Annotated in this window: 22 protein-coding genes and 1 pseudogene; 3 read left to right on the top strand and 20 right to left on the bottom strand. The window is 28.9% G+C overall.

The features are described from left to right. The first annotated feature begins 137 nt into the window (after positions 1 to 137). Complete coding sequence (locus CXF68_RS09785) at positions 138 to 1130, top strand: IS110 family transposase (RefSeq protein ID WP_101044188.1); 993 nt, start codon at positions 138 to 140, stop codon at positions 1128 to 1130. Positions 1131 to 1283: 153 nt separating this feature from the next. On the opposite strand, the gene CXF68_RS09780 is transcribed toward CXF68_RS09785, so the two are convergent. From CXF68_RS09780 to CXF68_RS09750, 7 genes are all read right to left on the bottom strand, one after another. After that, complete coding sequence (locus CXF68_RS09780) at positions 1284 to 2435, bottom strand: serine hydrolase (protein ID WP_101044186.1); 1152 nt, start codon at positions 2433 to 2435, stop codon at positions 1284 to 1286. 50 nt (positions 2436 to 2485) lie between these two features. After that, positions 2486 to 2755, bottom strand: coding sequence for an integrase core domain-containing protein (locus CXF68_RS09775; protein WP_255398684.1), 270 nt, complete (start codon positions 2753 to 2755; stop codon positions 2486 to 2488). Between the two features lie 65 nt (positions 2756 to 2820). Next, positions 2821 to 3906 carry a serine hydrolase gene (locus CXF68_RS09770; RefSeq protein ID WP_101044184.1) on the bottom strand — a complete coding sequence of 362 codons (1086 nt, stop codon included), beginning with the start codon at positions 3904 to 3906 and terminating at the stop codon, positions 2821 to 2823. A gap of 58 nt (positions 3907 to 3964) precedes the next feature. Continuing rightward, complete coding sequence (locus CXF68_RS09765; RefSeq protein ID WP_101044182.1) at positions 3965 to 4396, bottom strand: nuclear transport factor 2 family protein; 432 nt, start codon at positions 4394 to 4396, stop codon at positions 3965 to 3967. Positions 4397 to 4443: 47 nt separating this feature from the next. Then, positions 4444 to 4872, bottom strand: coding sequence for a nuclear transport factor 2 family protein (locus CXF68_RS09760; RefSeq protein ID WP_101044179.1), 429 nt, complete (start codon positions 4870 to 4872; stop codon positions 4444 to 4446). Positions 4873 to 4930: 58 nt separating this feature from the next. Then, on the bottom strand, positions 4931 to 5680 hold the full coding sequence (locus tag CXF68_RS09755) for a type 1 glutamine amidotransferase domain-containing protein (protein ID WP_101044177.1): 750 nt from the start codon (positions 5678 to 5680) through the stop codon (positions 4931 to 4933). 75 nt (positions 5681 to 5755) lie between these two features. Continuing rightward, positions 5756 to 6799: an AraC family transcriptional regulator gene (locus CXF68_RS09750; RefSeq protein WP_157821902.1), complete on the bottom strand. Its 1044-nt coding sequence runs from the start codon at positions 6797 to 6799 to the stop codon at positions 5756 to 5758. A gap of 384 nt (positions 6800 to 7183) precedes the next feature. Between CXF68_RS09750 and CXF68_RS09745 the strand changes: the two genes are divergently transcribed. After that, a complete protein-coding gene (locus CXF68_RS09745; protein WP_101044173.1) occupies positions 7184 to 8149 on the top strand; it encodes an IS110 family transposase in 966 nt (321 codons plus the stop codon). A 127-nt stretch (positions 8150 to 8276) separates the two neighbouring features. On the opposite strand, the gene CXF68_RS09740 is transcribed toward CXF68_RS09745, so the two are convergent. The 3 genes from CXF68_RS09740 to CXF68_RS09730 form a co-directional block, all read right to left on the bottom strand. Continuing rightward, positions 8277 to 9017: a hypothetical protein gene (locus tag CXF68_RS09740; protein ID WP_101044171.1), complete on the bottom strand. Its 741-nt coding sequence runs from the start codon at positions 9015 to 9017 to the stop codon at positions 8277 to 8279. Between the two features lie 276 nt (positions 9018 to 9293). Then, positions 9294 to 10283 (bottom strand): WG repeat-containing protein, encoded by a 990-nt coding sequence (locus tag CXF68_RS09735; protein WP_101044168.1) that lies wholly within the window; start codon positions 10281 to 10283, stop codon positions 9294 to 9296. Between the two features lie 213 nt (positions 10284 to 10496). Continuing rightward, positions 10497 to 11132 carry a hypothetical protein gene (locus CXF68_RS09730; RefSeq protein WP_198553789.1) on the bottom strand — a complete coding sequence of 212 codons (636 nt, stop codon included), beginning with the start codon at positions 11130 to 11132 and terminating at the stop codon, positions 10497 to 10499. A 356-nt stretch (positions 11133 to 11488) separates the two neighbouring features. Here CXF68_RS09730 and CXF68_RS09725 point away from each other — a divergent pair. Next, positions 11489 to 12454 (top strand): annotated as a pseudogene (locus CXF68_RS09725) (IS110 family transposase). 134 nt (positions 12455 to 12588) lie between these two features. Here the strand turns inward: CXF68_RS09725 and CXF68_RS09720 are convergent. The 10 genes from CXF68_RS09720 to CXF68_RS09675 form a co-directional block, all read right to left on the bottom strand. Then, positions 12589 to 14127, bottom strand: a complete 1539-nt coding sequence (locus CXF68_RS09720) for a hypothetical protein (protein ID WP_101044164.1) — start codon at positions 14125 to 14127, stop codon at positions 12589 to 12591. Positions 14128 to 14289: 162 nt separating this feature from the next. Continuing rightward, the gene (locus CXF68_RS09715) at positions 14290 to 15204 is read right to left on the bottom strand and encodes a hypothetical protein (RefSeq protein WP_101044162.1); all 915 of its coding nucleotides are present in this window, start codon (positions 15202 to 15204) and stop codon (positions 14290 to 14292) included. 214 nt (positions 15205 to 15418) lie between these two features. Continuing rightward, positions 15419 to 16402, bottom strand: coding sequence for a hypothetical protein (locus CXF68_RS09710; RefSeq protein WP_101044160.1), 984 nt, complete (start codon positions 16400 to 16402; stop codon positions 15419 to 15421). 391 nt (positions 16403 to 16793) lie between these two features. Continuing rightward, positions 16794 to 17312: a hypothetical protein gene (locus CXF68_RS09705; RefSeq protein ID WP_101044158.1), complete on the bottom strand. Its 519-nt coding sequence runs from the start codon at positions 17310 to 17312 to the stop codon at positions 16794 to 16796. Between the two features lie 157 nt (positions 17313 to 17469). After that, positions 17470 to 18240 carry a hypothetical protein gene (locus CXF68_RS09700; protein WP_101044156.1) on the bottom strand — a complete coding sequence of 257 codons (771 nt, stop codon included), beginning with the start codon at positions 18238 to 18240 and terminating at the stop codon, positions 17470 to 17472. 163 nt (positions 18241 to 18403) lie between these two features. Further along, positions 18404 to 18754, bottom strand: coding sequence for a hypothetical protein (locus CXF68_RS09695; protein ID WP_101044153.1), 351 nt, complete (start codon positions 18752 to 18754; stop codon positions 18404 to 18406). Between the two features lie 34 nt (positions 18755 to 18788). Then, positions 18789 to 19289, bottom strand: coding sequence for a hypothetical protein (locus CXF68_RS09690; RefSeq protein ID WP_101044151.1), 501 nt, complete (start codon positions 19287 to 19289; stop codon positions 18789 to 18791). Positions 19290 to 19924: 635 nt separating this feature from the next. Then, entirely contained in the window at positions 19925 to 21025 is a 1101-nt protein-coding gene (locus CXF68_RS09685; protein WP_101044150.1) for a hypothetical protein, read from the bottom strand. Positions 21026 to 21109: 84 nt separating this feature from the next. Next, positions 21110 to 21739, bottom strand: a complete 630-nt coding sequence (locus CXF68_RS09680; protein WP_157821901.1) for a hypothetical protein — start codon at positions 21737 to 21739, stop codon at positions 21110 to 21112. Positions 21740 to 21790: 51 nt separating this feature from the next. Further along, positions 21791 to 22876 carry an amidohydrolase family protein gene (locus CXF68_RS09675; protein WP_101044148.1) on the bottom strand — a complete coding sequence of 362 codons (1086 nt, stop codon included), beginning with the start codon at positions 22874 to 22876 and terminating at the stop codon, positions 21791 to 21793. Positions 22877 to 22920: the final 44 nt, after the last annotated feature.

Below are 22920 nucleotides of genomic sequence, written 5' to 3'. Positions count from 1 at the left end.
TAGATTTTAAGCTCCAGTACACGTACGAGTCCTCTGTTTCTATAAAGTTGCCAAGAACCATTTGGAATACCAGAGTTAAATCTCCCGATAAAGGAAGTAGTTAAAGCAACAAATTTATTCACACTAAATGTAAAAATATGAAAAATTACAAAGAAGTCGTAGGAATTGATGTGTCAAAAAAAAAAATTGATGCTTATTGTTATCATGCCCAGTCTCACAAGGAGTTTAAGAACGATATCGTAGGATATAAAAGTTTAATAAAATGGGTTTTAAAAGCAACAAAAGGGGTTGATGTTTTTTATTGTTTTGAGAATACAGGATATTATTCTTTAAAATTTGCGCTTTATCTACATAGTCAGAAGATTGTTTATGTTGAAGAGAGTCCCTTAAAAATAAAGCGATCATCAGGAATTGTAAAAGAAAAAACAGACCGTCTAGATGCAAGTTTAATAGCCCGTTATGGGTGGATTTACAGAGAAGAATTAAGTCCAAGTACAGTAAAAAGCACAGCTCATCTAGAGCTTGGAAGATTACTCGCTTTGAGAGATCAATTAGTTAGAAACAATGCAGGATTAAAGGAAACTTTAAAAGAAATGAAAGTGTTTTTAACCAGTGCTACCACAGATGCTGGCTGCATTAGTTTAAAAAGAAGTATTGACTATTTATCCAAACAAGTAAAGTCAATAGAAATTAGAATAGAAGAATTAATATTTGAAGATAGTTCGATGTATAAGAACTATGAATTATTATCTAGTTTAAAAGGAGTTGGTTTTGTAGTTGCTTGTCAACTGATTTATCATACAGGTAATTTTACTAGATTTGATAATTGGCGCTCATTTTCGAGTTATTGTGGAACAGCACCTTTCGCGCATGAATCAGGAACAAGTATAAGAAGAAGGAAACAATGTCATTATTTAGGTGATAGGAAAATGAAGAGTTTATTGAGTATGGCAAGTGTTTCAGCAATACAGCATGATAGTGAATTACGAATGTATTATAAAAGAAAGTTAGCAGAAGGAAAAGATAAAATGTTAGCCATAAATAATGTTAGAAACAAACTAATCTCAAGAGCTTTTGCAGTTGTTAAAAGAGGAACACCTTATGTAGTTCTTCAACAACATGCAGCTTAAAAAAAAGAAACTTTATTAGGATTTGATCTTGGAATACGTATAAGATTAGTTGCGTGATTTAAGTACTAAATTTAGCAAATAAAACACAGATAGAAAGTCTACAAGGACTTTCGTAAATAGTCTAAAACCAGCAATTAATTTTATACGGTGTTTTCATTCTTTTTCCATTTCTAATAATAGATATGAAAGCTCAATTGATAAATCTCGAACTTCTTCGCTTGAATTCAAATTATTGGCTAAAGTAGCAACTACCACTTTTTCGTCAAAATATATTCTAAAATAGCTACTTGATCCAACTTGTACTCCATTATGTTCAATAACTTTTCCAAATTTAGGACTTTTCCAATTATCCCAACCGAAAGTATATTCCATTTCCTCGTTTTCATTATTAGTCAATTGAATCATCAGTTCTGTTGTTGAAGGATTTATGAACTTATAATTTAAGACAGCTTTTCCAAATTTTATTAGGTCTTCTGCTGTGGATTGTATTCCTCCTCCAGAATATGTGTAACTCAAATTATTTTTTGGACTTCTGTAAAAGTGATTTCCAAGTTTTATGTAAACTTTCGTTTTAGTCTGTGCTACATTAGTGTTAATCATATTTGCTGGTTTCCAGACATTTTCCTGCATATAACTTTGATATGATTTTCCTGAAACTTTTTCTATAATCGCACCAAGTAGTGTGTATCCAAAAGATGAATACAAAAATTCAGTTCCTGGTTTAAAAACAAGTTCTCTATTCTCAAATTTTTCGAGAGCTTTTACGCAATTGTTATAATGCGTAAAGTTGAATATTCCTAAATCAGATTTGTAATGAGGAATTCCAGATGTATGGTTTAATAATTGACGAATTGTAATATCTCCTTTTTCCTTTTTTGCAAATTCATGTAAATAATTTTGAATAGATAAATCTAAATTTATTTTCCCTTTTTCATAAAGTTGAAGAATAGCAATAGCTGTCATTGGTTTGCTAATAGATGCAATTCTAAATTGACTATTTTTAGTGGGTTTCTCTTGATTTCCTTTATTTAAAAATCCTGCAGTAGATAACCAATTCCCACATTTTTCTGAATAAACACCTGTTGAAGTAGCTAAAAATGCATTTTTATTTATTGCAGAATTGACAATACTATCAGCCTTGAGCCTAAAACTATTTAAGTTGTCACAATTCAGGTTATTTTGACTTTGAGATTGTGAAATAGGTTTGTTGGAAAACGGATTTAAACTATAAGGTTCAAAAGTCCAGTAGAATAAATAGCAAAGAAATATTACAATTATTCCTAAAATTATTTTTCGCTTGTTCATTGGTTTTTCAGCTGTCTTGTCCTGAAATATGGCTACAGGTTAAAATTGAATTAAGCTGATAATTTATATACCATATTTGGTGTTTTATAATCTAAAGATAAATGTAATCTTACTTCATTGTATAAATTAATTGCATTTTTTGCAGCTCTCTTTGCGTGTGCCACGTTATCAAAGGTTTGGTCTAGATAAAATTCATCTTTTAATATACCGTTTACACGTTCTGCCATTGCATTTTCATAACAATGATTTTCTTCAGTCATACTAATATTTATCTTTTTTATTGGAAAGTCGTCAAATTTAAAAATTTGGCGACTTTCCAAATATGCTTTAACTTCGATTAAGCAACTTATTAGCTATATACGTTGTTGCCACCAGTTTTTTAAAATTAATCGATTAATTTGCCAATGATTCTATCTGATAATTCATTCAAGTCACCTTGAGAATTGTCAGTTGAAACATTTGTAACTAAAAAAATACCTATATTTTGTTTAGGGTATAAAGCAATCCAAGAGGATTGTCCAAAAGTTCCTCCATTATGATATAACATTTTTTTTGTTTTATCGTAATCAAAAGTGTTCCAAGCATAGGCTCTTCCATATTGAGTATTTCCTGCCAAAAGGTTCATTGACTCTTTTATAACAGGATCATTATTGGTCAAGTACATTTTAATAAAGTCAAGCATTGAATTTGTTGAAGATTTAAGTCCTCCCGCGTATTGATAAAACCCATCTTCTAAAGGCATTAGTTTACCACTACTGTCTTTTCCAATTGCTATATTATCAATCATACCACTATTAATTTTATATTTTGTGTCTTGCTCTCCCGAACGAGCAAATACATATTTTTTTAAAAGTTCTTGGAATGACATTTGGTAAACATTTTCTAAAATATAGCCTATCAATTGTACTCCAGCATTTGAGTAATGATAATTCTTTCCAGAACTGTCGATAAGTGTGGTTAGTTTCAAAACTTCAAAAAATTTGTCCTTTGTGAATTCATCAAAGCAAGAAAGTTGATCTTCAATAGTAGTATTTTCATTTCTGCAATTAATATTCATTGGAATACCTGAAGTATGAGTTATTAAATGTCTCAACGTAATTGGCTTGTTGTCATTTAACTCTAAATTAGAATATATATCGTCTAAATATGTTCTTATATCTGTGTCAAGGCATAGTCTTTTATCGTAAACCGCTTGAGAAAGTATTAATCCTGTATAGGTTTTAGTAATAGAAGCTATCTCATATATGGTTTTATTAGTTGCTTGTTTTCCATCAGTTAACTTACCAAAATGAAATTGATATGTTTTTCGATTAACATATACCGCCCCAGATATTGCTGTATAAGGTGATTTGATGAAATTGGATAGATCTTCATTCACTACCTTTTCAATGGTTTTTTGGAATAATTTATCATTTTCACCTGGTTTACAGTTAATAAAAATAATTAAGAGAAAAATTATAGTTTGTTTCATATATGTTTGAGTGAGTTTAAATGTTGCACCACGTTTTTATATACGGTGTCGCCAACAGTTATTTTTCGCTTTTCGGATATTCTCTCCAAGTATAGCTTTTATGGACAATTTTCCACTCTCCTTTGTATTTAAGTAAAAGGAAATAATCAGTAAAAATTCGCCAATTTGGAATGATTATTTCAGCTTTGGCAATGGCTGCATCTTTTTCATAGTCTATAGATATGATTCGTCCTATGCGATTATTTTTTTCACCTTTTTTTACATTAGAAATGTACTCTCTACCTGACCGAATCCACAAACTATCACTTGTTATTGTGTATAAATTAAAATCTGGATGAAAAGCCTTTTTTAATTTATCGGGGTTACCATTTGCTGTACCTTCTATATAATCGTTTAATGTTGTAGTAATTAACTCTAAATCAGTTTGTGCATTAGTTATTTGTATAGCTAAAAATGCAATTGTGAGAATTAGATTTTTTTTTGTTTTCATATTGTTTAGCTTTTGTTAGACTTTTAAGAATTGTTACTGAAAAAGGCTTACAGCTTAATTTCAGAACCCCATGTAATTGTTGTTATTTTCCATTTTCCATCAGCCTTATGTAGTGTGAACAACTTGTAATGGGCTTTGCCGTTATTTGTTGCTAATCGTGCTCTAACCAATGCAAGTTTTCCGTAAATTTCAATGCTCAATATTTCCTCTTTATATCTAGTGTCTGCTTCAGCTGAATCTAAATCAAAAATAAACTCATCATAAGTTCCGTCCCTTTTTATGTACCTGTAAGCACCTTTTTTGTGCATAGAAAGCTTTTTATGCTCAATACTTGCGGTGTGATCGCCAATAAAAAAATTCTCTGTTGTTTCAATAATAGCTTGACGGTCTGAAAAGTCTGTTCTTTGTGAGTAAGAATAAGAAGTAAATAGTGTCAAAACTAGGGCAGGTAATAATATTTTAATTAATTTTTTCATTGTTAAGTGGTATTTTAATAATTATTTATAATGTAAATTTTAATCTGTTTTGAATAGATTATAATTGTTTAAGTGCTACAATTATTTTTTTTGCAACGCTTCTAGCTGCCGTTGGATCTTGTCCTGTAATTAAACGACCATCCGCAATTGAGAAATCATCCCAACCTTCTTTAGAATATTCAAATCTCCCTCCATTAGCTATTAATTTTTGCTGTATCGAAAATGGAAATGTGGCATAGTATTCTGCATCCATGCGTTCAAAGGCATCTGGAAAGCCGTTTACTTTTTTTCCTTCAACGAGGTACTTTCCATCTTTTGTCTTTAAATAGGCTAATCCAGCACTTCCATGGCAAATAGCAGAAACGATACCATTATTTTCTTCATAAACTGCCATAGAAACATCTTGAATTCCTTTATTTTCTGGTACACCAAACATGGCCGAACCACCACCTCCGTAATATACTGCGATGTAGTCTAAAGTGTTTACCTCATTTGGCGACATCGTAGTTTTTAGGCGACTCATAAACGCTTCATCATCTAAGTATCTTTTTTGAGTTGCATTAGTATCATCTATATAGCCAACCCAAATTTTACCGCCTTTTGGGCTTACAAAATCGACACCATATCCAGCATTAACAAATTCATCATAGGCTAGAACAATTTCGGCAAAATGGTTGGAAGCGTTGATTTTGGTATTTCCATAGGTGTGTTGATTTGAGGTTACGATTAAAATCTTCTCTTTGATTTCTTTTTTTGAACAGCTTACCAATAGGAAAACTATTAAAAATAGTGATATAAGTTTTTGCATTTTTTTGATATTTGAAGCAAATATGCAAAACCAATTCCGATGGCTGATACAAAATGATAAAACAGTAGTTCGGATTTATAAAGTAGAACTGAGACCAATACTTTTTTGGTATTCGGAAGGTGTTTGCCCAGTAAGTTTTTTAAAGGAAGTAAAGAAAGTCGATTTAGAGTTAAAACCGCTTTCGTAGCCAATACTCTCAATTGTAAAGTTCGTTTTTGTACGTAAAAATTCCTTAGCTTTTTCTACCCTTAATTCGTTTATAAAAGTTGAAAAGGATTTTCCTTGTTCTTCATTCAAGTATTGCGACAAAGTATGTTTTGGTACACCCAATTCTTTTGCCGTTTTCTGAAGCGTTATGTTTGGGTCAAGAAATAATTCATTAGCTACAATTTTTGGCAATCCGTTTTTTATATTTTCCAATAATCCTTCCTCAATTTCCTTGTTTTGATATTTTTCCTTTTCTTCAAAAAATGTAGTTGCTTTATTGTTTTTGAAAATGATTAGCAAAACAATTAGATAAAGTACAAATGAAAATGATAATGCTCCTACGATATAAGACATATAGGCTCCAATGCTGAAAGCTAACCAAATAAAAGCAATGCCAAAATAGATGCTCAACAGCCAAATGTCAATGTTTTTTAATCGTTCTTTAGTTTTGATTTTTTCATTAATGGGTTTAATAAATTTAAAAGAAAGTAAAATATAGATAAGCCATTGAATGTAAATACCTTTAACAATCCATTTACTCCATATGGTTCGATGTTCCGCATAAGGGTAAAAAATTCCTAGGATTGAAATTCCAATCAAAAAAGATATGATATGTATTTTCCAATTTACCTTATTCTTGTAATAATGAGTTTTTAAATATAGAAATAAGAATGGTCCAATTAAAATACAGGCAGAAAGTCCTATTTGAATAAAAATGTTTGATAAGTCTGGATTAAAATAGAAAAAAACTGATTTAATAATTCGGATACTTAGCATTAAAAGCAACGAAGCCAAAAAGTAATTTGAGAACTTTTTCTTTTTTGCAATCAAGGCAAAATATAACGAAAGTAAAAAGCCATTAAATGCTCCCAAGGCACTAAAGAAAAAGATTATTTGATTATCAAAATTCACGTATTTAGATTTGGTTCTCGAGTTAGGTCAAAATTGATGGCAACGTTGTTGTATATGGTTTGTTGCGTGTTTCAAGCTCCTAATTTAGTAAATAATTACCGACCAAGAAAGTGTGCAAGGACTTTCGTAAGTAGGCGAGAAGCTAGCAATAAATTATATACGGCTTAAGTTAGCAATTTAATAAAAAGATTAAATTTAAGACATATAAATCAGAAAGAATAAAAGAGAGAATTAAGGTTAATATACACGGTGAAGCTTAGACTTCGACAACATTGGTAATTGGCTCTCTTTTCTACTAAAAATCACGTTTAGTTCTGTGAGACTTAGATCTCGTTTTCAAGTTGTTGTGAGTCAAGTAGGTTATTCTTTCATAAATCAGTTCTTATGAATAAATATAAGGAAATTTTTGGAGTTGACATTAGCAAAGATGTATTTGATGTTTATGGAAGTAAAAGTGGTCATAATCAATTTAAAAATGATGCATCTGGATTTAAGATTTTGCTAAAAAACCTTCCTAAAAAATCATTAGTTGTAATGGAAGCTACAGGTTATTATCATTATCGATTAGCTCAATTTTTATACAAACAAAACATTATTGTTTCAGTAGTAAATCCTTTATCAGTAAAGCGTTTTATTCAAATGAAATTAGCGAAAGTAAAAACAGATAAGAGTGATGCAAAAGCCATTTGTGAATATGGTCAAATAAACGATGTTCCGCTATACAATGCACTAACGGATGTTCAAAGTGAATGCTTACAATTGTTTCGTTTAATGGATAGTTGTATAAAGAAACGTACAGCAACAAAGAATAAAATACATGGAGAAGAAGTTTTAGGAATTCCTTCTAAATATGTATATCGTAGTTTAAAACGAATAAAAAAGTATTTAGATAAAGAGATTTTAGGGATAGAAAAAAAACTACTATCATTAGTAAAACAAGAGCAGCAAGTACAATTAAGTCTATTGACAAGTATTCCAGGGATAGGACTTAAAACAGCCTTATTTATGATTGTAATAACCGATGGATTTACCAAGTTTGAAAACTCAAAACAACGCTGTAGTTATGTTGGTATAACGCCTACAATACGAGAGTCAGCTAGTAGTGTAAGAGGTAAAAGTAGGATAAGTAAAGTTGGTAATAGAAAGTTACGGAATCTCTTGTTTTTGTGTTCTTTTAATGCATGTAAACACAATAAAGCCTGTAAAGATATTTATGAACGCATTGTAAACAAAGGAAAGAGTAAAAAACTAGCTTTAATAGCGGTATCAAATAAGCTAATAAAACAAAGTTTTGCTATTGCAAAATCAGGATTACCTTATGATGAAACTTATGTTTCTGTATTGCCATAATAAGTAGTAATTATATAAAAAATATAAGCTCAAAATAGGAAGAATATTACTTTGAGCTTAGTATAGTATTGCGTAAAATTAATAAAGAATTTGTTTGGTTTTTACCTCAGTTCTTTGTTGTAGCACGTTATTGTCCATAATATTTATCTCTTTTTTTCTGTTGTTCAGTATTTTTTCGTATTTTTTCAAAATCTAAATATGGTATTGTTCTTGTAATGTTAAAAACCCAAGTTTTATTATTTTCTGAAAATTCATCTTTAGAAATACCTATGTTAAAATAAAGTGAGTTGTTTCGATAATAAACTATCGCATTTCCGCCTTTCTCTTTATTCCAATTTTCATTAACTATATTTCCACCTTTTTTGTAGATGAAATTACGAACTTTTTCTAAATCTAAATCCTTTCCAAAATTTATTGTATAAACTCTCCACTTTATTTCTTGATAGCAGTTTTCAATTTCTTTAAGTTCCCAAGGATAATATTTGTTTTCAGCAATTTCTTCTTCTAAGGTTTTAGAAATATAAGTTGTTTTCAAATCTGATTTTCCTTCAGTTTCTTCCTCAATTTCTTCTTCTTCAGGAAACATAAACATTTCATATTTTCCTTCGTATTTATCGCAGTCAATTCCAACTTCATATTGTATAATTGTATCTGCTATTTGTTTGGTGTATTGTACTTGACCACAAGGCATACTTGCAAATTTATATCCATTTTTCACTATTGATTTTAAATTCAAATTTGAGTTTAATTCAAATGGATGTAAATAAGGAGTTCTATCTATATTTTCCGATTTAGAAAATAGAAAATATAATAAAGCTATATTTAAAATAGCAGAACTAATAAAAATAATTAATTTTCCTCTGTTCATTTTTTAATATGCTACAACGTTACGTATAAGAAACGTAGGGCAGTTAAAAAACACTATCGTTTCGGTTTATTACTTAGCTAAATATAAATATTTTGCTTTTATTTTTTCTACGATAAACGCCAAAATTTATATTTAGCGGGCTTTGTTAAAATTCACAGACCTTTCGGTATAGCAAAAATGCCCTATGTTTTTTATACATTGTTACTTGTAGTTTTTAAACTTTTATTTAAGCAATCAATTCCTAAATTATTCAAATCGTTTTTATATTCAGTAGAATTACTTTGATTTCCAAATGAATTCTCCTAATTTATTGATATAACCTTCTCGTTTCTTATCCTTAACATAAGCAAGTCCATTTTTAAAAGGTAGTGCAATTTTAAACTTTTCAGAAATCACTATTTCCCCAGTTTTGTTTATATAGCCGCTACTTTTCATGCCTGCTCTTTTAGCAACGGCCAAGCCTTCCGTAAACCTGAACGTGGATGCAAATTTAGGTTGAATAACCCAGTCGCCTTTTGTGTTTATATAACCATAGCATTCCGTGTCATGATCATAAACATTGGCAAGATTTTCCGAAAAACTTGTTGCTGTTTGAGATAGTCTTTCAAAAGGAATCTCTCCTTTCAAATTTATAAAGTAGTAATCATAGCCATCATTAACCATGGCGAAGCCTTCTGAAAAGGCATTAGCGTGATAGTTTTCAGGTTCAAAAACGATATCTCCGATTTTGTTTATATACCCAAAATTATTGTCACTTTTCAATCCTTCTTGACCTCTGCTAAAGCGAACAGCAGCAAGTCCTTGTGAAAATCTACTGTTTTGTGCAAAAGCTGAATTCACACCATATTCACAATTAATAACTTGATGACCTAATTCATCTATATAGCCGAATAATCCATTTATAGAAACCAATGCTCGATTTTCAGAGAAATGATACGCCTTATCAAATATTGGGTCAGTAACTGGATCTCCTGATATATTAATAAACATCATTTTTCTGTTATCTGCTTGTATAGGTGCCAATCCTTCTGAAAAAAGGCTTGTTTCGTTCATAGACCAACCATAACCAGAAAATGTAGGTTCAATTACCCAATCTCCTGTTTCATTTATAAATCCTGAAAACCATTTTCCGTTTTTTTCAGTTACAGCCCAAGCAAGTCCTTCATTAAACTCTGACACTATTTCAAATATGGGTTTAATTACTTCTTGTCCATCTTGGTCAATAAAGCCATGTTTTCCTTTTTTTTTGATAATATATCTAAGCATATTTTTTTTATTACAACGTTTAGTATAAGAAACGGAGGGCAGTTAAAAAAGCACTATCGTTTCGGTTTATTACTTAGCTAAATATAAATATTTTGCTTTTATATTTTCTGTTTTAAATGCCAAATTTTATATTTAGCGGACTTTGTAAATATTCACAGACCTTTCGGTTTAGCAGAAACGCCCTATGTTTTTTATACACTGTTGTAACACGTACTATTCCACGTATTTTTTTATCTGCTCATTATTTTTCAAGTCAATTAATTCGAGTGAATTCCAATCCATAAGTAACAAATTCCATTCCGTTCCTATTTCATTTAATACACTAATCAGCTTTTCATCATTAACGTCTAATCTTCCTGAAATCCAAATATTTGAAACTATGTCTTGATTAAAATCAAAGAACAGTCCATTGTAATTTTCGCCATATCCAAACGTGTTTTTACTTAACATTTCGTCAGGTCTAATTCCCGTTGTTGCGATTGTATGTTTCTCTACAGATAGTTTAGATAGTATTTCATTAAGTTCAGAAACTTTGATTTTCCGCTCTTCGAGTTTTAGTCCACTTTCTTCTCGAACATACATATCAGTAAAACCTCCTCCGTCAAAATGCTTTTCCGAAAAGTCTTTTACATTTTCTGCTTCTTTAATTAGTCTATCAAAATTTTCATTTGGAATAATCTCTACTTGTCCAAAATCATCTTCGTGATAAAAGATTGTTCCTTTAATTTCTTTTGAAGAGTTTTTGGTATCGGTTAAATCAGAGTTTGATTTATTTTCTGTTTTATTCATTTGCGTATACGCCAAAATCAAGACTATTAAAATGACCAAAATTATTATTACTGTCTTCATTTTTCGTATGTGTTACAACGTTTAGTATAAGAGCAGTAGCGGATTAAACGCACTCGCTTTTCGGACGGCAAGATACTTAATTAAACACAAAAGCGATTTGAGAATACACCCAAACCGCTATTGCTTTTATACATCTTAAGTTAGCAATTTAATAAAAAGGTTAAATTTAAGAGATATAAATCAGAAAGAATAAAAGAGAGAATTAAGGTTAATTTATACGGTGAAGCATTAGACTTCGACAACATTGGTAATTGGCTCTCTTTTCTACTAAAAATCACGTTCAGTTCTGTGAGACCTAGATCTCGATTTCAAGTTGTTGTGAGTCAAGTAGCTTATTCTTTCATAAATCAGTTCTTATGAATAAATATAAGGAAATTTTTGGAGTTGACATTAGCAAAGACGTATTTGATGTTCATGGAAGTAAAAGTGGCCATGATCAATTTAAAAATAATGCATCTGGTTTTAAGTCCTTTCTAAAAAGCCTTCCTAAAGAATCATTAGTTGTAATGGAAGCAACAGGGTATTATCATTATCGATTAGCTCAGTTTTTATACAAACAAAACATTATTGTTTCAGTAGTAAATCCTTTATCGGTAAAGCGATTTATTCAAATGAAATTAGCTAAAATAAAAACAGATAAAAGTGATGCTAAAGCCATTTGTGAATATGGACAAATAAATGAAGTGCCTTTATATACAGCACTTACAAATGTTCAAAGTGAATGTTTGCAATTGTTTAGATTGATGGATAGTTGTATCAAGAAACGTACAGCGACAAAGAATAAAATCCATGGTGAGGAAGTTTTAGATATTCCTTCTAAATATGTATATCGTAGTTTAAAACGAATAAAAAAGTATTTAGATAAAGAGATTTTAGGGATAGAAAAAAAGCTATTATCATTAGTAAAATAAGAACAGCAAGTACAATTAACTTTATTGACAAGTATTCCAGGAATAGGACTTAAAACAGCCTTATTTATGATTGTAATAACCGATGGTTTTACCAAGTTTGAAAACTCAAAACAACGCTGTAGTTATGTTGGTATAACGCCTACAATACGAGAGTCAGGTAGTAGTGTAAGAGGTAAAAGTAGGATAAGTAAAGTTGGTAATCGAAAATTACGGAATCTCTTGTTTTTGTGTTCTTTTAATGCATGTAAACACAATAAAGCCTGTAAAGATATTTATGAACGCATTGTAAACAAAGGAAAGAGTAAAAAACTAGCTTTAATAGCAGTATCAAATAAGCTAATAAAACAAAGTTTTGCTATTGCAAAATCAGGATTACCTTATGATGAAACTTATGTTTCTGTATTGCCATAATAAGTAGTAATTATATAAAAAATATAAGCTCAAAATAGGAAGAATATTACTTTGAGCTTAGTATAGTATTGCGTAAAATTAATAAAGAATTTGTTTGGTTTTTACCTCAGTTCTTTGTTGGTAATAGTTATATGCTAATTCCCATATAAAGGTGTACATTCAGATTTATGTACTTCTTTTCCTTCAAGGTTATAACATTTATAAATCTTTTTATATTGACCTGCTTTGTATCTTAAAAAATTTGATTTACTATAAGCGAAACGTCCTTTGGTCTTCTCTTGTTCAAAAAGAACTTCACCACTTCTGTTTACTATAAAAGTCTTATAATTTGTTTTATCACGTAAGTACATGTAACTTTTAGTTCCTTCAATACGACCAAATTCACCATTTCGGATTATAAATTTTTTAGTTTTTAATGAAAATATACCTGTTTGATTATTTTCAAATTTCACATTCAAAAATGGTAAATATTTGAATTTACTTATAAGTTCGGTTATTTTATCTTCTTCTGTAAAATAAATTTCATGAGTATTTTCATCGGACATTTTCCAATTATTATTCAATTTTACAGCAATAATATTTGTATTAGGAACTGGAAAAATTTCTTTATAAAACTGTTTGTACTCCATCTGCCCCTTTTCTAAATTAAATTTATTACGAGACTTCTCAAAGTTAACAACTTTACAGAATTTTTCTTGACAATTAACTATTTCGTACTCAATAGGTATTTTAATAGAACCATCTATACTTATTGCTCCTTTTTTACCATCTTTTTCAGCTAAAAAAATGGTCGTATAAATAACATCGTCAAGTCTAGCTTTTTTTGTGCCTTGATCAAAACCTAGTTTTTCGAAAAAATAACTAAAATCATCATATTGGTTTAAAATAGCCCATTTTTGTGTAGGTAAATGATATAACCCATATTTTGAATTTAATTTGGATATTATATAATTTGATGTAAAGTTATTGGAGAAATCTGTCAATTTTACTTCTTCAAAAGTTGTCGTTAGTTTCTTCTTTGATGAAATTTCAAAAATTGAAATACTTTTGTTTTTGGTAAGAAACAAATAATTACCATTGTTTTCAATTTTATCATATTCTGCATCTAAAAATATTTTTCCAAATTCATCTAAAAGTCCAATCTTACCATTTTTATGAAAGGTGATGAAATCTCCATTTTTAGTAATAATGTAGCTAAAATAATTAGACATTCCCATTTTAAATGAAATATTTGGTCCTAAATTTTTGTTTAGCAAATTACCTTTTAAATCATAAATTTCGATATTATTTGATGTTGAAGACTCAGGTTTATTCTCCCAGTTTTTCATCATAAATATTGTTCCTTTTCTTGTAGGGTAAAGAACCTGCCAATTTCCATTTACTGACTTGTTTTTTGAATAAGGTAATTTTAAAATATTTCCGGATATATCTGAGATATATTGAACTCCATGTTTTTTTACTATAAAATAATTATTTACCGCATTTGTGGTAATTTCATATCCTTTATCTTGAAGTTTTTTTTCAATCTGATTGAAATTTGGAATATCCGATTCAAATTTAACGGCTATACCAGATTTATCACTTACTAGTGATGCACCTTTTTCATTATAGATTTCATAGTCTTGGGCAAATCCTAAAAAAGGAATTAAAAGAAATAGTACTTTAATTTTCATGTTTTTTATTTAATTATTACCAACGGTTTGTATAAGCTTTGTTGCGTTGGTTTAGCAGTAAAGTTAGTAAATAATTACCGACCAAGAAAGTCCGAGAGAACTTTCGTAAGTAGGCAATAAGCCAGCAATAAAATTTATACGGTGTTGGCTTTTAGTGCATTTTTAACTTTCTAAATCTTTCTCAATTGTTATTCCTCTATTTTTATAATGTTCTTTTATTTTAGAATCATCAATTCCTTCTTTAGTGTCTAGGTCATAATCTATTCCACCACTTCCATAATCTAAAGAACCCAATAGTTTTGAACTAGTTTTTTGTTTAGCTATCTTCCAACACTCAAACATGAACTCAGAAAATAAATCATAGGTATAGTCCGAATATTCATCATAATAATCGCCACTTAAAACATTTAACTCTTTTAAAATTTCAGTTTCAATTCTGTCAATATCAATATCAAATTCATGTCTCAATTCAAATTCAGGTATATATTTTGAATATTTGTCATTGTGAAATAATCTGGAAGGTTCAGCACACAAGTAGAAATTATAATTGCCTTGTAAAGAATAAATTATACTAATTGCTTTTAGAGGAATATTAGCTTCTGGTTCCCTCAATTTTTGGCTGTTTTCAAGAATATTAGTTAGAAAACCAATTATCTTATGCTTTATTAAATCTAAATTTATTCTATATAATCCTTTAGTTAAATAATGATTTGATGATAAATCATAGATAATTTGTTCCTCTTTGAAGTCAGTATCATTTCTCATAGCACTAACTTCTTCTTTAATTACATAATAGTATTTAGAAATATACTCCCAATTGTCCAATAATATTTGAGAGGAAACTTCGGATTTATCTATTTCGAAAGTTTCAGTGCCATCAATAATTTCATTCCAGTATTCATATTTATAGTTATGTAGATTGTTTTGAAATTCAGTTTTTTCTTTTCTATATTCTTTTTGTTCTCTTAAATCTAATAGATAGGATTGCGTTTTTTGTCTTTTCTTTATGTCATTACGTATAATTAGTTTTACTATTACCAGAATAACAATTAAAATAAAAAATAACCCTTCTATCATTTTTGTGATTTTATTTTCAGCATTAAAGCCAACGTCTAGGCTATGGTTAGTGCGGGAATTAAAAGTAGTAAATTTTCGATTAAGCACTTAGCCAAAACTTTTTATTTTTTTTTATCTTTTTTTTATAAAGCCAAATCAAAAAGTTTTGGCGGACTTCATTAAAAGCACTAAACTTAATTTTAAGCACCAAAACCCGTATTAATTATAGCCATTGTTAGCTGTTAGTACTTTTTTTATTTTCTAATTCAAACGTTTGATATATTTTTTTAACGTTCTGATAATATGTTTTTTCAAAAGGTGTTCCTCTATATAGAAATTTACAAAAAAAGTGAGGATAAATATAAAATTCATCTCCTCTTTTATTATAGTCAACTATATCTTGAAAGTTTATTTGACCAATTCCATATACATTCATTTTCTCTCCAATTATTTCAGAGTCTTCATTTACAAAATCCCAAGAATTATCTTCGAATACTTGAATTTGTTTTACAGAATGAATGAATTCTAATCCAGAATGATATAATCTTAAAATCTCTACAGCAAACCATTCATATTCGCCAAATTTATCAGGCTCATTTGTGTTAGGATATTGTTCTCCATCAAATGCTCTTAAAAGCATTTTATTACTTAACTCTCTGTTTTCTAATTTATAGTCAAGCCATTTTTGAAAATCCTTTGTGATTTTTTTTCGTAAAGTTAAATCTCTTACAATTTTAGATTCTTTGCTATTGTCGTTTATTATAAATTCTGGCCAATATTTTTTTAAGAGATTCTGTTTATCGATAACAAATTCCTCAATTGTATCCCAACCCCAATAAATTATGTCAAATTTTAGATTTAATTTTTCTTTTAATTCTATACAATACTCATCAATGTCTGGATGATTTTTATATGTTGAGGCGATATAAAGAATTTTAAGTTCAAGTTTTAATTCTTCATTTATTATTTTATTCACATCTTTTTCAATATCATCTAACAATTCTTTTCGAATAGATATATCTCTTCGGCTTAATTCTTTTTTCTTGCATTGAATTGCAATTTTATCGACTGGTGAAAAAATGTCGATTCCTTTTTGTTTATTGCCATTTCTGCCAAATTTTTTATATGTGTTTTTAGATTCAATTTGATTAAATAAATCACAAATTAAGCTTTCAAAAATATTAGGATTGTTTGATGTCGGTAATTGGTGAGTAGACATTTTTTAGTTCATTTTTTTTTTGCATTACAGCTAACGTTAAATATATGGCAAGTTGGGCAGAAAACAAGCGATTAATTTCGGTTAAGTCACAAGCCAAATCTTTTTATTTTGTTTTAATTTTTCTCATTTAATACCAAATCAAAAGATTTGGCGACTTTGTAAATAGACAACAACTTTTCGGTTAAACACTAATCGCCCAATTTGCTATATATAGTGTTAGCACCTGTTGTTATTTGTTTTATATACTTTCTAAAAAATCATTTAGGATAATTACGAATGCAATTAGGTTCTTAATTAAATCATTAGTTTTTTTCTTTCCTAATCTACGTGTGAAATCAATTTCGTGTATACTCTCGTGTCTTATTTCTAGCAATTTTCTAATATCTTTTTGCTAATTTGGAAAATCACATGACAGATTTAAAGTGTCCAATTTAAAATAATTAACTAAATCAGGTGATAATTCCGTTTTTATATCATTTATACATTTAAAGAAATCTCTACCTGTTAAAACACCTAATACATAACTAATGGAATCTAAGTTTTGAAAATTGTAATATCCAGCAATTATGTCTTCTGTTTCGATTTTTGTTTTCCTAAATAACTCATAAGCCTCATACAACGATATTTTTTCTTTTAATAAATTCTTTTGTTTTTCAGGTGCAAAATAATAAAGGTCACCTTTTATAGAATCTTTAATAAAAACTTCTAAGGCTGTGACCGAATTTATAATTAGATTTTCTCTAGACTGGACTTTTAACTTATTGTCTTTGATATTATTTTCAATTTCACGATTTAAGTCTCGCGACAAGTTTAATTTATTGATGAAATTGTTTAGAGAATAATTATCACGTTTTTTATGTAGCTTATCTGATTGAGTATGATTCTTTACTATCTTTTCTGATAATTTCATTTCTAATATCTAGAGTTTTTAAATTGGTGCTAACGTGTTTGTGTATGAGTTGTTGCGTGTTTAAGCGACTAATTTAGTAAATACAAACTGAATAGAAAATCCGCGAGGATTTTCGTAAGTAAACACAGACCAAGCAATTAATTATACACGGTGTTGGCTATAGTTTTATTTTTTTTAAATTGTCAAAAGGTATTCCTTCTTGTTCTATTGTTTCAAATACTCTATAAATTTTTTTAATTTTTGTTTTTCGTAAATTTTCAAGAATCGACGAAACAACGTTTTTAGGTGTATTTTTATCTATGAATAAACAATAGTGTATGTTAACTCTAATCCATTCGTTGAAAGTTAAACGTTCTTTCATATATTCATTATATTCCTCTGTGAAATAAGGATTTAAATCGATTAATTTTTTCTCTAAATCATTTTCAAGGTTTTTTAAATTATCTGAATATTCTGTTTTAATTATGATTGAATCATTTTTAAGTCCAACAAAAATTTTAATTCCGTACTTGTTTCTTTGTCCTTGATATTCCGCCTTTGAATTATTTTCTAAAGTTATATTAATTCTATTTTTTCTAAATAAAAAATCAGTGTAACTATTCGTTTTAATTAAAACTATTTTTTGTAAACCATCTTTTTGTGGTTCAATTATTAAAGAGTCATTTTTCAATAATTTGTATTTTAAAGATACTTTTATTATTGAGTCGTTAAAGAATGTCTTGTAATTATAATTAATTAGATTTTCGGTTGCATTCCAAGTCGTTTTTTCAAATCCAATGTCTGAAATCATCAATGAATCCTTTTCAAGTCTTAAATTACTTCCTTCCTTAAATTCAAACCAATTCCCAATTAGTTTCTTTTCATATTTGTTTTTTCCACAAGAAATTAGAATCATAGAAAATAATAAAAATGTGAGTGTTTTTTTCATTCTGTAAATTATAGCCAACGGTTTGTGTATGGTTAGTTGCGTGGTTAAGCAACTAATTTAGTAAACAAATACGAACCCGAGAAAATTCCGAAGGAATTTTCCAAATAAGCACTTGCCAAAGCAATTAATTATACACGGTGTTGGCAACAGTATTTTTTAATATCTACTCTTTAAATTCAATATTCATACATTTATTTTTTTCATACCATTCCAACCACTCTTTTTTATCCTTTTCAAATATTCCGATTGGATATGTTCCTGCATAATTAGTCATTGATTCAAAAGAAACTTTAGTGTACTTACCAATGAAATTTAAAGAATTCCTAAATGATTCGTTCTGGTTTTTGTCAATCAAATTTTCTACGTTTTCAACGTTCTCAAAAAAAGCTTTTTTAAAATTCAAGTTTTCATTACAAGAAGTTTTTTTTAATGACTGCTTTGAAGATGAACAAGAGAAAGTAAGCATTGTTATTCCGTATAATATCCCAATTAAAATTATTCTCAATTTATTCATCAAATTTTTGATTTTATATCAGTTTCAACGGTGTTTATTTTTTCAAATATTGTTTTTCAAGCATATAATTTTCAAAGTCAGATTTAAACAACTTAAAATCAAATTTTTTTAATTTCGACAATCGAATAAGAGATTCAGATTCCGCTATTAATTTTCCGCAAACTTTTTCAATTAATTCAGCGTACTCAAGTTTAGTTACATCGTTGAATTCAAGCTTACAGCTGATTTCAGCACAATTATTAGATTTTATTTCAATTCCATCCACATAAGAAGTCCTTTCTCCAGCTTTATAAGCTGGTCTTTTCTTTTTAAAAAACTGTTCAAATTCAGGCTTAACCATTGTCAGTCCAAAATATAGTTCCTTCAGGTCTTCTCCATAATTCTTGTCTTCGAAAAACGATTTGAATTCAATCGATAAGTCATTAATCCAATTGGTTTTTTCCTGTGTCAGATTCGTATATTGTACTATTGCAAATCTCAATTTTAGTTCGGTTTTTATATTGTTGCCAACAACGGGATATATGTACTGGTACATATATTTCCATTATGTTTTAAAACAAATTTAATACAATTGATAGAGTTTATGATAATAAACACTAAATTTTAAACATGTAAAATAGTATTTGTAATCCCCTATTCTAAAAGGGAAAAGCAAATATAAATTTTAGAAGCACATAAAATATGTGTAGAATTAAACGTTTAATAGACGTTTAATTCTACACATATGAAAAAAGAGGTTTTAAGAGAGACAATTGGTAAATAAGAAAATTTGTACAGTTTTTTTTAAGGTAATTTTTTATGTACAAGAGCGCAGTGATGTTTCTTGTACAGTTTTATATTTAGGTAAAAAAGCTGTACAAAAAAATTACACAGTTCACTGTACAGTTTTTAATAAAGCAAAAGAAACTGTACAAAATATTTATTATATACACACCCGCTACGCAAAGTCTCCTACTTTGAGTTATTATTATTTTACACTACTTTTCTTAAGATCTTTTACTGTTTATTTTTACTCCTCATTGTTCACCGAACAAAACGCTTTTCGCTAAGTCAGGAGAATTTCCGGAATGGAATTAAATTAAATTAAATTAATTGAAAGCAATAAAAAATAAATATGAATATGCAAAAAGTAAACTTATTCAATTACTAGGAAAGTTAAACAATTTATAGCTATCCACTAAATTCATCTAACAAAGCTTTATCAATAAATATATGTTCTGGCAAAACTCGTAGACGATACTTACTTTCTCCAATAAATGTAATTAAATCTTTTCGTTCTAATCGATCGTTTTCTTTTAACTGAAGTATTGAGTTTATGTTATCAACTATTCTAGTTAAATAGGTCTGACTTTTTATTTCTCCTCCAGAATTAACAACAATAGATTGCGCTGCCGCTTCAGAGAATTTTCTTTTACATGCAAAGTTTAATAAGTTTTTGTACTGCGTTGTTTTCGACCCAAAATCAACTTTCTGATCATAAATACCTTTAGAAGGTACACTTAACTGTATTAAAGACCAATCTAAAAACTTAATTCTAATTTCATTAGGTTTCGGTGTGTTTGCTAATTGAATTACCCAACTTGTTGCTAAAACTAAAAATACCGACACCAAAGAGGTTTTTGCTACAATCCGAATCATATGGTTTACAAAGTCGTTATCTAAACCAATAAACACATCATACAATTGTGATAAGAATAATAAAAATATTGCAATTACAGATATAATAGCAACCAGTTTTAAATCTCTGTGCATAAAAGTTCTAAAGAATGAAACCGCCATTAAATAACATAAAAAAGTTGTTAATAGCACATCAGGAACTGCAGCTATTTTTACGCCAAAATAGACTTCATTTTCAACAAACAAAGATAAAAACACCGTTAATGATGCTACTATAAGTATAATAACGCCAATAACCTTTACGTTTTTTTCATTCTGATAAATAAATTTTGGAGCGTCATAAACATAATACAAAGCTAATAACCAAAACAAGTTATTTATTGTAGATAATGTATTTACCCCTATTTGATAAACACTTATTTCTGTAAAGTTAAAATAACCCGCAATATATGCCCAAACACCAGAAACAACCCATACTAACATTCCGAAACTAAAATATAGTAAACCTTTATCTACTCGCTTACTATTGCTACCTTCTTCTAATACTTGTTTAAATCGCTTTCTAATATTATAATAGATAGCTAGTAATAATATAGCTCCAATAAAAGAAATACAGATGTGTAATAAATTATGAAATTGGGTTATTTCGTTCATTTTACATCAAAATTTATATGTTTTTTCATTATAGCTAACGAACATACTATATTATTTTTAAAAAATTAAAATAGTACCTTAAATTTATAATACTCGTTTTGAGAAATTCTCAAACAAAAAAATGGTAGCTGCAAAAAACCATAACATAAACCAGTAATAAGGAAATACAGAAAAAAACTGAATATACATACCAAGAATAGCAAATAGAATACCTATAATTCCTGTTAATTTTAAAAGTATAAAACCAATACCTTTCGTTTTGGGCATTATAAAAGCTAACATAAAAGACGCTACCATTGGAAGCCAAAAACTTATATCTCTTATAATTGAATGTATAAATAAAATGCCCTCAACATTTTTATTATTTCCTGTTAATAATGAAAAACTTATTGAGTTTTCAGTAATATCTAATAAAGCTCCCAAAAGACTCAATCCAAAGCAAACACTTATTAGATTTATATTTAATGATTTAAAATGCAAAAATATTCCAATCCAAGATCCTATCCATGAAAAAATAAATACCGTATCTAAAGCATAGTTAATCCCTATTAATTTAATTAAACTTTCTTTCTCTAAAACAGAAATACTCACATTATTCAATAGCACATCATTCAACGAATACTCTGTTAAAGGCCATGTATAATTCATTATCAATAACAAGATAAACGCCAATAAAGACGCTATACCTGTATTTAAATACATGCTTTTATTCATTGCTTTTTAAATGCTAATAATGTTGATAAAAAATGTGTTTTACAAATATTTTTATCCTAAAATTTTTGATATTAAGTCTTGTTTTGCTTTTTCATCATCACCAAACAGCCAGCGTAAAGTGTTATCTTCCCATATCTCATGATATTGCTTTTTATTTATAATATCTCTATCGATTGCTAAGTCTAATAATTTACCTGGATATGATGATTGTGCATCACTTTCCATTTCACCTAACGGATATGGATCATCTAAGCCCATAATCACTTGATTTGAGCCTTGACGATCTATCATTAACTTTAACGAATCTGTATCATGAACCAAGGTGTCAAAAAAGATATTTGGATGCCCTACTGCTTTCCTTGGATGCGTTTTTCCTTCAAACAAATCTGGTCTTCCGTCAAATCCTTGAATACGACGTCCTAAATTCATTTGTGCTAATTGCCCTCCATGCGCAAAACAGGTTCTAATATTCGGAAAACGTTCTTGCATTCCGTTTAAGGTATAAAAATGATACGCGTCACCACATTGTGCTAACATCCATATTAAATGAAAACGCCAGTTGGTATTTTCTAACTTAATCATCTTATCTCCGTCATACGGGTGTATTTCAATAGCTAGTTTATATTTATCTGCTAATTCAAAAAGAGCATCATTTTCTTTATCAAAAACACAACGCCATTGCCCTATCGAATCCATAAAGTGAGTAGGCAAGCATAACACTTTTAAACCTAGCTCTTCTACACAACGTTCCATTTCCCATAAAGCCCCTTGAATAAAACCAGGATGTACCACAAAACCACAAGTAAATTTACCAGGATGATCATGTTGTACTTTTGCGTTAAAATCATTTTGGAAACGCAACGCCTTTTTCATTTCTTCTAAGCGCAACCCATTTCCATACAATTGAGAAAGATTTAAAACTACCGCATGGTCTAACTTATTTTTTTCCATCCAAAGTAATTTCTCATCTAAAAAAAAACTAGAATCAGTAACAGGTCGCTTCCACCCCTTTTGCAACATGTGCTTACGTTCATCATCTACCCAAAAAATTTCTTTTTCCTTCATAAAACTAGGAATCTGTTCTGGATATGGTAATAAATGTGAATGTCCGTTTATACGTAATTTGCGTTTTTCCATTTTAATCTTATCATTGCAAGGCTTTAACCATGGCAATTTTTTAA

It is taken from the genome of Tenacibaculum sp. Bg11-29 (assembly GCF_002836595.1).
Taxonomy (GTDB): Bacteria; Bacteroidota; Bacteroidia; order Flavobacteriales; family Flavobacteriaceae; genus Polaribacter.
The sequence above is the reverse complement of the archived record's forward strand: the minus strand, read 5'-3'. Positions and strand labels throughout refer to the sequence as shown.

Excerpts from the sequence above, each read along its gene's own strand:
- CXF68_RS09740 (WP_101044171.1), bottom strand. The coding sequence starts at position 9,017 with ATGAACAGAGGAAAATTAATTATTTTTATTAGTTCTGCTATTTTAAAT.
- CXF68_RS09770 (WP_101044184.1), bottom strand. The coding sequence starts at position 3,906 with ATGAAACAAACTATAATTTTTCTCTTAATTATTTTTATTAACTGTAAA.
- CXF68_RS09780 (WP_101044186.1), bottom strand. The coding sequence starts at position 2,435 with ATGAACAAGCGAAAAATAATTTTAGGAATAATTGTAATATTTCTTTGC.
- CXF68_RS09745 (WP_101044173.1), top strand. The coding sequence starts at position 7,184 with ATGAATAAATATAAGGAAATTTTTGGAGTTGACATTAGCAAAGATGTA.
- CXF68_RS09785 (WP_101044188.1), top strand. The coding sequence starts at position 138 with ATGAAAAATTACAAAGAAGTCGTAGGAATTGATGTGTCAAAAAAAAAA.
- CXF68_RS09765 (WP_101044182.1), bottom strand. The coding sequence starts at position 4,396 with ATGAAAACAAAAAAAAATCTAATTCTCACAATTGCATTTTTAGCTATA.
- CXF68_RS09690 (WP_101044151.1), bottom strand. The coding sequence starts at position 19,289 with ATGTACCAGTACATATATCCCGTTGTTGGCAACAATATAAAAACCGAA.
- CXF68_RS09685 (WP_101044150.1), bottom strand. The coding sequence starts at position 21,025 with ATGAACGAAATAACCCAATTTCATAATTTATTACACATCTGTATTTCT.
- CXF68_RS09675 (WP_101044148.1), bottom strand. The coding sequence starts at position 22,876 with ATGGAAAAACGCAAATTACGTATAAACGGACATTCACATTTATTACCA.
- CXF68_RS09710 (WP_101044160.1), bottom strand. The coding sequence starts at position 16,402 with ATGTCTACTCACCAATTACCGACATCAAACAATCCTAATATTTTTGAA.
- CXF68_RS09715 (WP_101044162.1), bottom strand. The coding sequence starts at position 15,204 with ATGATAGAAGGGTTATTTTTTATTTTAATTGTTATTCTGGTAATAGTA.
- CXF68_RS09755 (WP_101044177.1), bottom strand. The coding sequence starts at position 5,680 with ATGCAAAAACTTATATCACTATTTTTAATAGTTTTCCTATTGGTAAGC.
- CXF68_RS09705 (WP_101044158.1), bottom strand. The coding sequence starts at position 17,312 with ATGAAATTATCAGAAAAGATAGTAAAGAATCATACTCAATCAGATAAG.
- CXF68_RS09680 (WP_157821901.1), bottom strand. The coding sequence starts at position 21,739 with ATGAATAAAAGCATGTATTTAAATACAGGTATAGCGTCTTTATTGGCG.
- CXF68_RS09695 (WP_101044153.1), bottom strand. The coding sequence starts at position 18,754 with ATGAATAAATTGAGAATAATTTTAATTGGGATATTATACGGAATAACA.
- CXF68_RS09720 (WP_101044164.1), bottom strand. The coding sequence starts at position 14,127 with ATGAAAATTAAAGTACTATTTCTTTTAATTCCTTTTTTAGGATTTGCC.
- CXF68_RS09700 (WP_101044156.1), bottom strand. The coding sequence starts at position 18,240 with ATGAAAAAAACACTCACATTTTTATTATTTTCTATGATTCTAATTTCT.
- CXF68_RS09760 (WP_101044179.1), bottom strand. The coding sequence starts at position 4,872 with ATGAAAAAATTAATTAAAATATTATTACCTGCCCTAGTTTTGACACTA.
- CXF68_RS09735 (WP_101044168.1), bottom strand. The coding sequence starts at position 10,283 with ATGCTTAGATATATTATCAAAAAAAAAGGAAAACATGGCTTTATTGAC.
- CXF68_RS09730 (WP_198553789.1), bottom strand. The coding sequence starts at position 11,132 with ATGAAGACAGTAATAATAATTTTGGTCATTTTAATAGTCTTGATTTTG.